Here is a 14,530-nt window from a genome sequence, read left to right on the forward strand (position 1 = left end):
AACCGGGCGGGCCCGATCTAGCCCGCAATGGCCTGGGCCAGCTTCTGGATTGACAGCGGCGCGCAGCCCTCGGCGTCGTTGCTGACCGTCACGTAGGCCGGCTGGCCCGCGCCCGTAATGCCGCGAATCGTGCGCGCCAGCACCGTGCGCGTGGGGAGGTCCTCGCTAAGAAGGGCATTGAACGGATCATGCTTCTTCTGCGCGTCGGCATAGCCGTATGCGCCGAAAACGCGGTTCAGGTTCCAGCGGCAGACCAGCGGCCCCGGCCATAGCGCGCGCAGCATCGGCAGTTGCGCGTCGATCGGCGGCATCTTGCCATGCAGCCCCAGGCAGAAAGTGGCCCCATGCGCCTTGAGCGTGTCCACCATCGCCTGGCTCAGCAGTTCCGGGTCCCGCACTTCCACCGCGACGATCACGCCCTGGTGCGCGGACAATGCCTCCCGCACAGCGGCCAGCATGCGCCCCAGCTTCTCGAACAGCGATGCCGAGCGGCTCAGCAAGCCCAGCGGCAGCGGGCTCAACTGGAACACCAGGACGCCGAGCTTGGCCCCCAGGCCTTCGAGCGCCGGCCGCACGAAGTCCTGGACCGCCAGCGACGGATCGAGGAAAAGCGGGTTGGCCTCGCGCGTCCTGCCTTCCTCGCCACGCACCTGGGCATCGGTAACGCTGGAGGGACATTTGACGACGAAGCGGAAATCATCATCGACCTGCCCCGCATAACCGGCATACTGGCTCGCCGTCAGCGGTTGCCAGAACGTGCGGTCCACGCAGACCGTGCGCAAAAGCGGATGCTGATGGTAGGCGCCAAGGCCGTGCCTGGACAGCGTGCTCGAATCGTATTCGCCGTCCCAGACCAGCCCTTCCCAGCCGGGGTATGACCAGGTGGAGACGCCAAAGCGCAACTGTGTGGGCAACTGCCGCGCGAGCGCGCGCCATTCTTGCCCCGCGGGCGCGGGAAGCACTTTGGCCATGCTCCGCAGGGCGGAAAGGTCGGGATTGTCGCGCGGCGCTGCCGGCCGCGAGGCGTTGGCCGGCGGCACCGGTAGCGCCTCTCCGAAAAGATCGTCTTGCATGCTTGTCGTACGGTCGCGGGGATGGGCTATAGGGTACTTGAATCACGCCAGGCGCTCGGCATGCGGCCACGAAATCGCCTTGCAGCGTCCGTGGATCGAGGTCGATTCGGTGAGGCGAGGAGTTGGTCAGGCGCACGGCGGTGATCCAAAGGCCCCGGTCGAGGTGAAACTGATCGGGCGTGGCCAAGCGCAGCTCGCCCGTGCGCACGCCGGTAAGCATCAGCAGCCGGATGCCCAACTGCGTGTTCAAGCGCCCGCGGTACTTGCGCAGCGTGTGCAGAATGACCGGCAACTCGCGCATGCGCAGGACGGGTTTTGTTCGACCGGTCGCAAGGGCAGCGCGATCACTTCCAGGTCCCGGGACGGGTTAGCCATTGCTCGTAGACGGCCATGAAGGTGTGCTCGCCGGCCAGGACGATCGCGTGCCGCTTGCGCTTGCGTTCGCTGTGGGATTGACACCCTTGGCGAGCAGCGAGCGGGCTTCATCGCGAAGCGCACGAGCGTCCTTCAGGGAGAGCGCGGGATAGTTGCCGAGGGTGATGCGCTCATGCTTGCCAAACCACGAATAGCGGAAGTGCCAAGCCTTGGTGCGGATGGCAGAAACGTAGAGATAGAGGCCGTCGAAGTCGGCCAGCGCGTATGGCTTGCCGGTCGACTTGGCCTGCCGGGCCATGAGGTCCAAAAGCATGATCCCAACTCCGTGAAAGCGAGTTGAGTGCCATGCTTCCTATCGGGATCCTGCTCCTCCAGCAACAATGCGGCAAGGGAAGTTCGCGCATTGCCTGGGCCACTTTTTGTACCAGTTTGGACCGGCTTTCAGTGGATTTCGCTGGACGTCACTGGAAAGGAATTTCCGGAAAAAACGAACCGCGACAATGACTTGCGACACTCCATGGACTTACTTGGAACGCCGTGGAAAGTTGAAGTGGAGCGGGTGAAGGGAATCGAACCCTCGTATGAAGCTTGGGAAGCTGCCGTTCTACCATTGAACTACACCCGCTCGGATGTCGTGCCCCGACGCAGGGCCGGGGCAGAGGCGCAAATTATAGCGCGGGTTTTCCGCCCGCGCCGCCGGCCTCAATTAGCCGTGATTCCCGCCGCCTTGACCACCTTGCCCCAGCGGTCCAGCTCGGCCTGGGTGTAGTCGCCCAGCGCCTTCGGCCCCATGAATTCCGCCTCCGCGCCCTGCTCGGCCGCCTTCTGGCGGAAAGCGTCGGTCTGCATGATCTTCTGGATTTCACCGGCGATCTTGTCCACCACCGGAGCCGGCGTATCCTTGGGCGCATACATGGCGAACCAGGACGAAACGATCAGGTCGGGATAACCAGCTTCGGCGGCGGTGGGCACGTCGGGCAGCGACGCCAGGCGCGTGTTGCCGGTGACGGCCAGCGCGCGCAGCTTGCCGGCGGCGATCTGGCCCAGCAGCGGCGGCGGCGTGGTGATGGTCATGTCGACGGCGCCGCCCAGCAGGTCGTTCAGGGCCGGGCCGGTGCCCTTGTACGGGATGTGCGTGATTTGCGTGCCCGCCATCTGATTGAGCAGTTCGGTGGCGACCTGCTGCAACGAACCGTTGCCGGACGAGGCGTAGTTGAGCTTGCCGGGGTTGGCCTTGGCGTACGCCACCAGTTCCTTGAGCGACTTGATCGGCAGATCCGGCCGCACCACCACCACCTGGGGCGCGGACAGCACATTGGCCACCGGCGCGAAGTCCTTGATCGGGTCCCAGCCGGAGGTCGGCGTGACGTGCGGGGTAATGACCTGAAAGCCCGAATATTGCAGCAGCAGCGTGTAGCCGTCGGGCTTGGCGCGGGCGACGGCCTGGGCGGCGATGCCGCCGGAAGCGCCCGGCTTGTTTTCCACGACGACGCTCTGCCCGAGAGCGGCGCCCAGCGGCTGGGCGATGAGCCGGGCGGCGATGTCGGTGGTGCCGCCCGGCGCGGCGGACACGATCAGCGTCACGGGGCGATTGGGAAAGTCCGCCTGCGCCTGGGCGGCGCCGGCGGCGGCCAGGCCCAGCGCGAGGGCGCAGGCACGCAGGGCGGGAACGGGACGGAATGCGGTCATGCGGTTGTCTCCTTGCTGTTTTTTATATGAAGCACCCGATGGCGGGCGCGTGGCGTAAAGCGAAAGCCTATGCGGACTCGGCGGCCGGCCCGAACCGCTCGGCCAGCCAGGCGGGCGGCGCATGCGCGGCCAGGCGCGACCCGGCCCGCAGCAATGGCATGGGCAGCTCGCGGCCGACCAACCCCGGCAGCCCGCGCAGGATGGCGAGCAGCCGCTCAAGCGACACGCCCGTCTCCACGCCCATGCACTCGAACATGTGGACCAGTTCCTCGGTGTTGACGTTGCCGCTGGCGCCCGGCGCGTACGGGCATCCGCCCAGGCCGCCGGCGGCGGCGTCGAAGCGGACGATGCCCGCCTGCCAGGCGGCAACGGCGTTGGCCAGCGCCATGCCGCGCGTATTGTGCAGGTGGACGGTGAGCGCGGCGCCCGGCAGGCGCCGCGCGGCGTCCGCGCACAGCGCGCCCACCTGGGTGGGATAGGCCATGCCGGTGGTGTCGCACAGCGTGATGCCGCGGGCGCCGGCATCCACCAGCCGGGCCGCCAGATCCAGCACCTGCGCCGCTGGCACGTCGCCATCGAACGGACAGCCGAACGCGGTCGACAGCGACACGTTGCACGGCGCGCCGGCGGGCGCGGCGGCGGCCAGCACCTGACTGAGCTCGTCGAACGACTGCTGGCGGGTCATGCGCAGGTTGGCGCGGTTGTGCGTCTCGCTGCACGACATGACCAGGTTCATCTCATCGACGCCGGCTTCCAGCGCCCGCTCCAGGCCGCGGATGTTCGGCACCAGCGCGGTGTAGATCACGCCCGGCCGGCGGCGGATACCCTGCATCACCGCGCCGGCGTCGGCCAGGGCCGGGATCGCCTTGGGCGAGGTGAAGCTGGTGACCTCGATGCGGGCAAAGCCGCAATCGGACAATGCATCGACGAAGGCGATCTTATCTTCGGTGGGCACCATGCGCGCTTCGATCTGCAAGCCATCGCGCGGGCCAACCTCGTTGATTTCCAGGACGGGGGAACCGGGGTTCATGGGTGCATCCTCGCCGGGCGGCGGAAATTGAAATGGCTCATGCGATCACCCCGCGCGCCCGCAGCGCCTCGCGCTGTTGCGGGCTCAGGCCGGCCGCGGCCAGCACCGCGTCGGTGTGCTCGCCCAGCGTCGGCGCGCGCTCGCGCACCGCGCCGGGGTTGGCCGACAGGCACGGAAACACGGCCGGCATGTCCACGGCGATGCCGCTGGCGGCCTCCAGCCGGGTGATGGCGCCGCGCGCCTGGTAGTGCGGGTCCTGGGCGATATCGGCCACCGAATAGATGCGGCCGGAAGGCACGTCGGCTTCGCGCATGGCCTGCAGCACCTCGTCGATGCCGCGCTCGCCGGTCCAGGCGCCGATGGCCTGGTCGATCTCGGCGACGCGGCGGGCGCGGCCATCGTTGTGCGCCAGCTCGGGATCGCGGCCCAGGTCGTCGCGGCCGATGCGGGCCATGAGGCGGGCGTAGATGGCGTCGCCATTGCCCGCGATGAGCACATACCCATCGCGGCACGGATACGCGTTGGACGGCGCGATGCCCGGCAGCGAAGCGCCGGCCGGCTCGCGCACAACGCCGAACACGGAGTATTCCGGCAGCAGGCTTTCGCTGAGGTTGAAGAGACTTTCGTACAAGGCGGCGTCGATCACCTGGCCCTGCCCGCCGCGGGCGTCGCGCTGGTACAGCGCCAGCAACACGCCCAGCGCGCCATGCAGGCCGGCGATGGTGTCGCCCAGCGACAGGCCGGCGCGCACCGGCGCGCGGCCCGGCTCGCCATTCAGGTAGCGCAGGCCGGCCATGGCTTCGCCAATGGCGGCAAAGCCCGGCTCGCGCGCCTTCGGCCCGGTCTGGCCGTAGCCGGAAATGCGCAGCATGATCAGGCGCGGGTTCAGCGCATGCAGGGTCTCCCACGACAGGCCCCACTTCTCCAGCGTGCCGGGGCGGAAGTTCTCGATCAGCACATCGGCCTCGGCCGCCAGTTGGCGCACGATGTCCTGGCCTTCGGGCTGGCGCAGGTCGACGCAGACCGACTGCTTGTTGCGCGATTGCGCTTCCCACCACACCGACGTGCCCTCGTGCAGCAGGCGCCACTTGCGCAGCGGATCTCCCTGCCCCGGCGGCTCGATCTTGACGACCTGCGCGCCGAAGTCCGCCAGCGTCTTGGCGGCGAACGGCCCCGCGATGAGTTGTCCCAGTTCCAGCACGCGTATGCCGGCGAGTATCTGCCCTGCCATGTCGCCTCCCGGGCGAGTCCAACCGATGATGGCGGGCAGTGTGCGCCATCGCCCGCGGCGGCGGAATGGACGATTCGGGAAGGGGGCATTCCCGGATCGAGAAAGCCCGGCGCGACGGTGGCGGCCGGGCCGGGCGCCCGATCACCAGCCGGTACGATGCGTTTTTTCTGCGCGGCCAGCCCCTAGGCCGTGCCCGGGTCCCGCGCGCCACGCAGATGCGCCAGCAGCAGCCGCGCCGCCACCGGCAGCGCGTCGGCGTCGCGCACGCCCAGCAACAGCCAGCGGCGCGCCCAATCGTCGGCCAGGGGAATCAGGCGGATGGGCATGGAGCGCGCATGCGGCTCGGCCGCCAACCGTGGCAGGATGCCGACCCCGCGCGTGGCGGCCACCATGCGGCAGATGGCGTCGAAGCTGCGCACCTGGATGCGCAGCCGCATGTCGCGGCCCAGCCGGCCGCTCTCATCGGCCAGGCGGGTGGCCAGGGAGGTCGCCGGCGGCAGGCCGACGTAGTCATAGGCCAGCGTGTCGGCGAACGCCACGCGGGCCTGGCGCGCCAGCGGATGGCGCTGCGGCACGATCAGCACCAGTTCGTCGAGCCGGTACGGCACCGTGGCCAGGCCCGCCGCCGGGGTGCGGTCGGCAAACACGCCGACGTCGGCGCGATTTTCCAGCACGGCGGTGACGATGTCGCTGCTGTTCTGCTCTTCCAGGTCGATGCGCACGGCCGGATGCGTCTCCATGAAGGACGCCAGGTCTTCCGGCAGGAACTGGGTCAGCGACGAGGTATTGGCGGCGATGCGCACCTGCCCGCGCACCCCCCGGGCATAGTCGGACAGCGTGCCCGCCATCTGCTCGACCTCCTGCAACACCCGCAGGGCATGCACCAGGCAGGCCTGGCCCGCCTCGGTCAGCTCCACGCCGGCCGCATTGCGGTACAGCAACTGGGTGTCCAGTGCCGCCTCCAGATCCGAGATCCGCTTGCTGGCCGCGCCCACCGCCAGATGCGACTGGCGCGCGCCGGCCGAGATGCTGCCCTGACGGGCCACCGAAACGAAAAGCGAGAGCGTGACAAGGTCGATGCGGGCGATATTCATGGCGGACGGGCGGCGCCAGGCGGACGCCGCGGCTGCACTATAGCGCGGCGCGCCCGGCCGGCCCCGGCGCGCCGCGCGGCAATAAGTCCCCATTTAATCCCCCTGCCGGCTGCGGCCCGCCGGGGCTGCCACTACAATTCCGCCTATGACAACGAACCGCTCTGCGAATCCGCCCGTGAACACCCCCGCAACACCCGGCAGCCCCGACGCGCCCGCGCCGGTTTCCCCCCAGACCGAAGCCGCGCTGGCCAGCGCCGCGCACGCCCCCAACAGCCCCGGCGCCACCCACATCCGCAGCTTCGTGCACCGCCGCGGCCATATCACCCAGGGCCAATTGGCCGCGCTGGAACAGTTGCTGGGCAAGTGGTCGATTGCCTACGCCCCCAAGCGCCTGGATCCCGCCGCCGTTTTTGGCCGCGAGGCGCCGACGGTGCTGGAAATCGGTTTCGGCATGGGCGAGACCACCGAGAAGATCGCGCTGGCGCGTCCCGGCGACAACTTCCTGGGCGTGGAAGTGTTCAACGCCGGGGTCGGCTCGCTGCTGCGCCGCATCGAGGATTCCAGCATCCCCAACCTGCGCATCATCCAGCATGACGCGGTCGAGGTCGTGCGCGACATGATCGCGCCGGACTCGCTGGCCGGCGTCCACATCTACTTCCCCGATCCCTGGCCCAAGAAGCGCCACCACAAGCGCCGCCTGATCCAGCCGCCGTTCATCGCCCTGCTGGCCAGCCGCATCGCGCCGGGCGGCTACATCCATTGCGCCACCGACTGGGAAGACTACGCGGTGCAGATGCTCGACGTGCTGGGCAACGAACCGCAATTGAAAAACACGGTGGACGGCTACGCGCCGCGTCCCGACTACCGCCCCCTCACCAAATTCGAGAACCGCGGCCTGCGCCTGGGCCACGGCGTCTGGGACCTGATCTTCAAGCGAGTGGCCTGATGCTCTACCCCGCGATCGAACCCTACCGCCACGGACGCCTGGACACCGGCGACGGCCACCAGGTCTATTGGGAACTCTGCGGCAATCCGCAGGGCAAGCCCGCCGTGTTCCTGCACGGCGGCCCCGGCAGCGGCTGCTCGCCGGTGCATCGCCAGTTGTTCGACCCGCAGCGCTACAACGTGCTGCTGTTCGACCAGCGCGGCTGCGGCCGCTCGACGCCACACGCCAGCCTGGACAACAACACCACCTGGCACCTGGTGGCCGACATCGAGCGCCTGCGCACCGAAATCATGGGCGCCGACAAGTGGCTGGTGTTCGGCGGCTCGTGGGGATCGACGCTGGCGCTGGCCTATGCCGAAACGCATCCGCGGCACGTCAGCGAACTGGTGGTGCGCGGCATCTTCGCGCTGCGCCGCGCCGAGATCCAGTGGTTCTACCAGGAGGGCGCCTCCTGGCTGTTCCCGGATCGCTGGGAAGAATACCTGGCGCCCATTCCCGAGTCCGAGCGCGGCGACCTGGTGGCGGCGTATCACAAGCGCCTGACGGGCGATGACCCGGCCGAGCAACTGCGCGCGGCCAAGGCCTGGAGCAAATGGGAAGACAGCACCATCACGCTGCTGCCCAGCCCGCGCCACCAGCAGAGCCACGCCGCCGACCGCGCGGCGCTGGCCTTCGCCCGCATCGAAAACCACTATTTCGTCAACGCCGGCTTCATGGAAGAAGGCCAGTTGATCCGCGACGCCCACAAGCTGCGCGGCATTCCCGGCACCATCGTGCAGGGCCGCTACGACGTCTGCACGCCCGCGCGCAGCGCCTGGGACCTGCACCGCGCCTGGCCCGAGGCCGACTTCCACATCGTGCCCGACGCCGGCCACGCCTTCGACGAACCCGGCACGCTGGCGCGCCTGATCGCCGCCACCGACGCTTACGCCAAACGCTGAGGAGACCGACATGCACATCACCCTGAACGGCGACGCCCGCGAATTCCCGCTGGACACCACGGTAGGCGAACTGCTCGAAACGCTCGGCTATGCCGGCAAGCGCGTCGCGGTGGAACGCAACGGCGAGATCGTGCCCAAGAGCCAGCACGCGCAGACCGCGCTGGCCGATGGCGACCAGGTCGAGATCGTGGTGGCGGTGGGCGGCGGCTGAGCCGCCGCCCGGCCCGCTCCGCGAGGCCGGCCATCCCGGTGCATCAAGGGTTGCGGCAACGCAGCCCTTTTGTTTTTCGGGCGGGGGGGAACAGCCGCTTCGAGGCGCCCCGATGACAGGCTGAGACGCCGGGTATGGTTTTGCGGGACGCGGGGCGAAGTCAAAGCCCCGCCGATCCCCGAAGATTGTCCGCTTTCATTTTGCGGGCATTTCCCCATGCGACTCTCCTCTCGCGCCTTGCGGCGGCCCACCTCCCCTTCCCGCATGTCTCGCGGCGGCCCGGCCGCCGCCGCGCCGGCGGCCGGCGAACGCCTGCCGCTTTCCGTGCTGGCCTGGTCGCTGGCGGTCTGCATCGCCGCCGCACCGGCCGTCCACGCCCAGCAGATCCTGCGCGGCGGCGGCGACGGCGGCGGCGCCAATGGCAGCGTCAGCGGAATGGGCGGCCTGGCCAGTGGAGGCGGCGGGGCAGGATCGATGGGCAAGGGCGGCGATGCCGGCCAGACGCTCGGCCTGGGCAGGGATGCCAGCCCCGGCGCGGGCCCGGGCGGCGGCGCGGCCGGCAGCTCGGGGCTTGCCGGCGGCGGCGGCGGCGCGGGCTACGGCGGCGGCGCGGGCGGAACCGGCAACCACGCCAGCCCGGGCACCCTGGTTCTGCCCTTCGATTTCGTCGGCGGCGACGGCGGCAACGCCACGCTCGTGTTCGACTCCGGCGGCGGCGGCGGTGGCGGAGCGGGGCTGGAAACGTCCAGTACGGTCGCCAACGTCTGGACCTCTGGCTACAACATCATTGGCGGCAACGGCGGCGCGGGCGAGAGTCTCGGCCTCGCGTATCAGGCCGGCGGCGGCGGCGGCGGCGTCGGCCTGACCATGACCTCCGGCGGCGTCTTCCGCATCACCGGCGGCAGCCGTGTCGCCGGCGGCAACGGCGGCACCACCGGCGCCGCCAGCAGTGGCTCCGGCGGCGGCGGCGGCGCGGGCGCGTTCCTCTACAACGGCGGCACGCTCTCCGTGGAAAGCGGCACGGTCACCGGCGGCTCGGGCGGCATGGGCTCGGCGGCGGGCGGCGCGGCGGGCGCGGGCGTACTCAGCAACCTGGGCACCGTGAGCAACCAGGGCACCATTGCCGGCGGCGCCGCCGGACTCACGCTTGAAGCGGCGGGCCGGCGCGGCGGCGCGGGCATCGAGGCCTGGGGCGGCTCGATCGACAACGGCGCGTTCGGCACCATCAGCGGCGGCAAGGGCGGAGAGACGCGTACCGCCTGGGCCGATCGGGCGCCCGGCACGGGCGGCGCCGGCATCGCGTTCCGGGCCGGCCAGGCCGCCACGCTCACCAACGCCGGCCTGATCCAAGGCGGCGAAGGCGGGCCGTACAACGCCAACAACTACACTGCCAGCCAGCCGGGCGTGGGCGTCTCCGGCGCCGCTTCCGGCAACATCACGATCGTCAACGCGGGCACCATCGCGCCCGGCGCGCCCGGCATCCGGAGCCTGCCAGCCAACGCCATCGAATTGTTCGGCAGCGGCAACCGCCTCGAACTGTGGCAAGGCTCGAACATCACCGGCAACGTCGTCGTGGCGCCCGGCGGCGGCAACAACGTCCTGGCGCTGGGCGGCGCCGGCGACAGCAGCTTTTTCATCACGCAGGTCGGCCCGGATCAGTCATACCGCGGCTTCGACACTTTCGAGAAGACGGGCGCGAGCACCTGGACGCTGACCGGCAGCGGCAACCAGGACTGGGACGTGAAACAGGGCGGCCTGACCGGCACCAGCGAGAGCATCGCCGGCAACGTCCGCTTCGCCAGCGGCGCCAATGGCACGCTGACGTTCGACCAAGGCGCCAGCGGCACGTATGGCGGCACGATCTCCGGCGACGGCGCCCTGGTCAAGAAGGGACGGGCCGATCTGGTCCTCACCGGCACCAACACGTTCACCGGCGGCACCACCGTGTCGGACGGCGCGCTGGTGCTGGGCACGCGCGACAAGGCGGGCTCCGTCGTCGGCGCCATCGACACCAGCGGCAGGCTTGAAATCCACAACGTCGACAACAGCGGCATCAGCCGCATCAACATCGCCAGCGGCGTCGGCTCGGCGTACTTCTATGGCAATGCCAACGCCGGCGGCGCCCTGCTGGTCAACAACAACCTGCTCGGCTTCTACGAAAACAGCTCGGCTGGCCACGCCGACCTGCGCAACTACGGCACCCTGCAATTCATCACGAACAGCAGCGCGGCGGATGCGCGCATCAGCAATTATTCCCGGATCATCTTCCTGGGCAATGCGGACGGCGGCCGCGCGACCCTCTTTAACGCCCCGGGCGCGGTAGTCGACTTTGGCTACAGCGCGGGGCCGGCACGCGATGGCAAGCTGTCGGTGGGATCCCTCGCCGGCGATGGCATTTTCTATCTGGGCGGAAATGAGCTGACGATCACGAGCGACGACAACCAACCGGCCCTCTCGGGCATCGTCGCGGACGGCGGCAACGCGCCCCGGACCGGCGGCTCGCTGGTCAAAGCCGGCAGCGGCACGCTGACGATGCAGGGCATCAACACCTACACCGGCGCGACCACCGTGCGCGCGGGCGTGCTGGTCGCCGGGGCCGGCGACGCCTTGCGCGCCAGCAGCGGGGTCAAGGTCGAAAACGGCGGCGTCTTCGATATCGGCGGCCTGGACGTCACCATCAAGGGGCTGACCGGCGATGGCATCGTCACCAACCGCGGCACCACGCATCGCACCCTGACCATCAACGGCGCGCAAGACTCGCTCTTCAGCGGCACCCTCGCCGACTCCTCGACCGCGTCATTGTCGCTGACCAAACAGGGCGCCGGCACCCTGACCCTGACCCGCTCGAATGACTTTGCCGGCGCCCAACGCGGCGAACAGGGCCATGTATCGATCTACCAAGGCGCGGTGCAACTGGGCGATGGCGCCACGCGCAGCGTCTACAACGTGGGCGGCGACCTCATCGTGTACCAGGAGGGCGCCTTGTCCATCAAGGGCAAGACCACGGTCAATGTCGGGCGCCATGTCGGCTTCGCCTCCTACTACGGCGTGGGCGCAACGCTCTCGATCGAGGCCAACGACAGCGGACCGTCGCTGACCGCCGACCGACTGATCATCGACCCCGGCGCGACGCTCAACCTCACCGGCATCAACGGGCCGCTCGAACGCGACAAGGTGCTGATCGACACCCGCATCGAGATCCAGAACGACTTCACCCACATCAACATCGGCGGGTTCGGCGGCGCGGTCGACTACCTCAGCCTGTCGACCCGCAAGTCGCGCGACGAACGGCAATATCTCGCCACCTACGGCCTGACCTGGGCCGCCCGCAACAGCGGCGCGCACGGCACATTCACGCTGGCCGACGCCGCCAACCGCTTCACCGTGGGAGCCGACCTGGCGGATCAGACCGCCAACGCCGCCACCGGCTGGAACGGCAAATCCCTCACCAAGGCCGGCGCCGGCACGCTCATCCTGACGGGCGCCAACCGCTACACCGGCGGCACCACCATCGCCGGCGGCACGCTGCAACTGGGCGATGGCGGCGACCGCGGCAGCATCACCGGCAACGTCGCCAACCAGGGCACCCTGGCCTTCAACCGCAGCGATAACGTCACCTTCGGCGGCGACATCAGCGGCGCCGGCGCGTTGCGCCATCTGGGCAGCGGCACCACCATCCTGACCGGCGCCAACGCCTACCTGGGCGGCACCACCGTCGACGCCGGCACGCTGCGCGCCGGCGGCGCGGGCGCCTTTGTCGCCGGCACCGCCTATACCGTCAATGGCGGCACGCTCGATCTCAACAATCACGACCTGACCGTCTCCGCGCTGGCAGGCACGGGCGGCACGGTGGCGCTGGGCACGGCCACCCTGACCGTCGACCAGGCCATCGACACGGCCTATGCCGGCGCGTTCAGCGGCACGGGCGAACTCGTCAAACTCGGCTCCGGCACCCTCACATTGACCGGCCCATCGACCCTGGCCCTGAGGCTGGCCCGTGGCGCGATGGTCACCAGCAGCGCCGGCCTGGGCGGCAACGCCACGCTGGCCGCCGGCACCTCGCTCGCCTTCAACCAGGTCGCCAACGGCACCTATGGCGGCCGCCTGGCGGGCACGGGCGATCTGCTCAAGCTCGGCGCCGGCAAGCTCGAACTGACCGGCGACTCATCCGCCTACACGGGCAACGCCGCCCTGCGGGCCGGCACGCTGGCGGTGAACGGCAGACTCGGCGGCAGCCTCGAGGTGGGCGCCGCGGGCCGGCTGCAAGGCAACGGCAGCGTGGGCAACACGACGGTCAACGGCACCGTCGCGCCCGGCAACTCCATCGGCACGCTGCAGGTCGCCGGCAATCTGGTCTTCAACCCTGGCTCGACGTACGAAGTCGAGATCGACGCGGGCGGCGCGTCCGACCGCATCAGCGCCAGCGGCAGCGCCACCCTCAATGGCGGCACGGTGCAGGTCGTGGCCGGCATCGGCGACTACGCCAGCGCCACGCGCTACACGATCCTGAGCGCCAGCGGCGGCCGCAGCGGCGCGTTCAGCGCAGTCACGTCGAACCTGGCATTCCTGACGCCGGCGCTCGACTACGACGCCAACAATGCCTATCTGACGATGACCCGCAATCAGGTCGGCCTCGGCCAGGTCGGCAACACGCCCAACCAGAGCGCCACCGGCGCGGCCGCGGACAGCCTGGGCCAAGGCAATCCGCTCTACGGCGCGATACTGGGCCTGTCCGCGCCGCAGGCGCGGGCCGCCTACGATCAATTGTCGGGCGAGGCCTACGCCTCGGTCACGACGGCCCTGATCGAAGACAGCCGTTACCTGCGCGACGCCGTCAACACCCGCCTGCGCGCGGCGTCCGAGGGCGACGGGCTTTCCGGCGACGGGCTATCCAGCGACGGGCTCTCCGGCGCCCTGGCCGGCGCCACGGCGATCGCCTATGACAACGGCCAGCCGCGTGCGGCGCGGGCCGGTTCCGATCGCGTGACGCTATGGGGACAGGCCTTCGGCGCCTGGGCCCGGACCCAGGCCAATGGCAACGCGGCGCGCCTGGACCGTTCGACCGGCGGCTTTCTCAGCGGCGCCGACACGCGCGTGTCGCCGCACTGGCGCCTGGGCGCCGTGGCCGGCTACAGCCGCACCCGCTTCAATGTCGAGGACCGCCGCTCCTCGGGCGACAGCGACAACTACCACCTCGGCCTGTATGCCGGCGCGAACTGGGGCGGGCTGGCCCTGCGCGCGGGCGCCAGCCATACCTGGCATGACCTGTCCGCGCGCCGCGACGTCGATTTCCCGGGCTTCTCCGACCGCCTGAAAAGCGGCTACCGCGCCGGCACCTCGCAGCTCTTCGGCGAACTGGGCTACCAGATGCGCGTCGGCCGCGCCGTCTTCGAACCGTTCGCCAACCTCGCTTATGTGAACCAGCGTACCCATGGCTTCACCGAGCAAGGCGGCATGGCGGCGCTGTCCGCCGCCAGCGGCTCCACCGACGTCACGTTCAGCACGCTCGGCCTGCGCGCCGCGCGCAGCTTCGATCTGAAGGGCGCCCCCCTGGTGGTGCGCGGCATGGCCGGCTGGCGCCGCGCGTTCGGCGACATCGCACCCCTGGCGACCATGCGCTTCGCCGCCGGTGGCGAGACCTACGCCGTCGCCGGCGTGCCCTTGGCGCGCAACACGGCGGTGGTCGAGGCGGGCCTCGATTACCGCGCCCTCGCCAATACCACGCTCGGCCTGGCCTACAACGGCCAATTAGGGGGCAACCAGGCCGACCACGCCATCAAGGCGACCTTCAACCTGCGCTTCTAGTCCACCTCAGCCCTGCCGGGAAGCGTCCCGCCCTCCCGGCGGAGCTTCCCGCCGCCATGCTTGCCGCCAACTCGCGCGCATTCTTGCGCAGTCTGGCACGCGGCTAGCAACCTGTTACACGTTCCCCCCTCGTCT

At 69.8% G+C, this 14,530-nt stretch carries 9 protein-coding genes, 1 tRNA gene and 1 pseudogene; 4 read left to right on the top strand and 7 right to left on the bottom strand.

What is annotated here, in order from left to right:
* Positions 1-17 precede the first annotated feature (17 nt).
* From ACN6O8_RS15875 to ACN6O8_RS15905, 7 genes and pseudogenes are all read right to left on the bottom strand, one after another.
* Positions 18-1,073: a DUF72 domain-containing protein gene (locus ACN6O8_RS15875; RefSeq protein WP_427991995.1), complete on the bottom strand. Its 1,056-nt coding sequence runs from the start codon at positions 1,071-1,073 to the stop codon at positions 18-20.
* A gap of 142 nt (positions 1,074-1,215) precedes the next feature.
* A pseudogene (locus tag ACN6O8_RS15880) lies at positions 1,216-1,761 on the bottom strand (tyrosine-type recombinase/integrase); the annotation flags it as partial.
* 238 nt (positions 1,762-1,999) lie between these two features.
* A tRNA-Gly gene (locus tag ACN6O8_RS15885) sits at positions 2,000-2,073 on the bottom strand.
* A 77-nt stretch (positions 2,074-2,150) separates the two neighbouring features.
* On the bottom strand, positions 2,151-3,137 hold the full coding sequence (locus tag ACN6O8_RS15890; protein WP_427991996.1) for a Bug family tripartite tricarboxylate transporter substrate binding protein: 987 nt from the start codon (positions 3,135-3,137) through the stop codon (positions 2,151-2,153).
* Positions 3,138-3,204: 67 nt separating this feature from the next.
* Entirely contained in the window at positions 3,205-4,167 is a 963-nt protein-coding gene (locus ACN6O8_RS15895; RefSeq protein WP_427991997.1) for a hydroxymethylglutaryl-CoA lyase, read from the bottom strand.
* Positions 4,168-4,204: 37 nt separating this feature from the next.
* Complete coding sequence (locus ACN6O8_RS15900; RefSeq protein ID WP_427991998.1) at positions 4,205-5,398, bottom strand: CaiB/BaiF CoA transferase family protein; 1,194 nt, start codon at positions 5,396-5,398, stop codon at positions 4,205-4,207.
* 182 nt (positions 5,399-5,580) lie between these two features.
* Positions 5,581-6,492 (bottom strand): LysR substrate-binding domain-containing protein, encoded by a 912-nt coding sequence (locus ACN6O8_RS15905; RefSeq protein ID WP_427991999.1) that lies wholly within the window; start codon positions 6,490-6,492, stop codon positions 5,581-5,583.
* A 175-nt stretch (positions 6,493-6,667) separates the two neighbouring features.
* Here ACN6O8_RS15905 and trmB point away from each other — a divergent pair, with 175 nt between their 5' ends.
* From trmB to ACN6O8_RS15925, 4 genes are all read left to right on the top strand, one after another.
* The gene (gene trmB, locus ACN6O8_RS15910; RefSeq protein WP_427992000.1) at positions 6,668-7,438 is read left to right on the top strand and encodes a tRNA (guanosine(46)-N7)-methyltransferase TrmB; all 771 of its coding nucleotides are present in this window, start codon (positions 6,668-6,670) and stop codon (positions 7,436-7,438) included.
* The gene (gene pip, locus ACN6O8_RS15915; protein ID WP_427992001.1) at positions 7,438-8,379 is read left to right on the top strand and encodes a prolyl aminopeptidase; all 942 of its coding nucleotides are present in this window, start codon (positions 7,438-7,440) and stop codon (positions 8,377-8,379) included. Before trmB ends, pip begins: the two co-directional genes overlap by 1 nt.
* A 10-nt stretch (positions 8,380-8,389) precedes the next feature.
* Positions 8,390-8,590 (top strand): sulfur carrier protein ThiS, encoded by a 201-nt coding sequence (gene thiS / locus ACN6O8_RS15920; protein ID WP_427992002.1) that lies wholly within the window; start codon positions 8,390-8,392, stop codon positions 8,588-8,590.
* Between the two features lie 216 nt (positions 8,591-8,806).
* Positions 8,807-14,395, top strand: a complete 5,589-nt coding sequence (locus ACN6O8_RS15925) for an autotransporter domain-containing protein (protein ID WP_427992003.1) — start codon at positions 8,807-8,809, stop codon at positions 14,393-14,395.
* Positions 14,396-14,530: the final 135 nt, after the last annotated feature.

Origin of the sequence: Achromobacter sp. (assembly GCF_050285565.1) — a bacterium.
Classification (GTDB): domain Bacteria; phylum Pseudomonadota; class Gammaproteobacteria; order Burkholderiales; family Burkholderiaceae_B; genus Achromobacter.

What these genes read in the sequence shown, in the direction of transcription:
- ACN6O8_RS15875 (WP_427991995.1), bottom strand. Translation starts at nt 1,073, where the DNA reads ATGCAAGACGATCTTTTCGGAGAGGCGCTACCGGTGCCGCCGGCCAAC.
- ACN6O8_RS15890 (WP_427991996.1), bottom strand. Translation starts at nt 3,137, where the DNA reads ATGACCGCATTCCGTCCCGTTCCCGCCCTGCGTGCCTGCGCCCTCGCG.
- ACN6O8_RS15895 (WP_427991997.1), bottom strand. Translation starts at nt 4,167, where the DNA reads ATGAACCCCGGTTCCCCCGTCCTGGAAATCAACGAGGTTGGCCCGCGC.
- ACN6O8_RS15900 (WP_427991998.1), bottom strand. Translation starts at nt 5,398, where the DNA reads ATGGCAGGGCAGATACTCGCCGGCATACGCGTGCTGGAACTGGGACAA.
- ACN6O8_RS15905 (WP_427991999.1), bottom strand. Translation starts at nt 6,492, where the DNA reads ATGAATATCGCCCGCATCGACCTTGTCACGCTCTCGCTTTTCGTTTCG.
- pip (WP_427992001.1), top strand. Translation starts at nt 7,438, where the DNA reads ATGCTCTACCCCGCGATCGAACCCTACCGCCACGGACGCCTGGACACC.
- thiS (WP_427992002.1), top strand. Translation starts at nt 8,390, where the DNA reads ATGCACATCACCCTGAACGGCGACGCCCGCGAATTCCCGCTGGACACC.
- ACN6O8_RS15925 (WP_427992003.1), top strand. Translation starts at nt 8,807, where the DNA reads ATGCGACTCTCCTCTCGCGCCTTGCGGCGGCCCACCTCCCCTTCCCGC.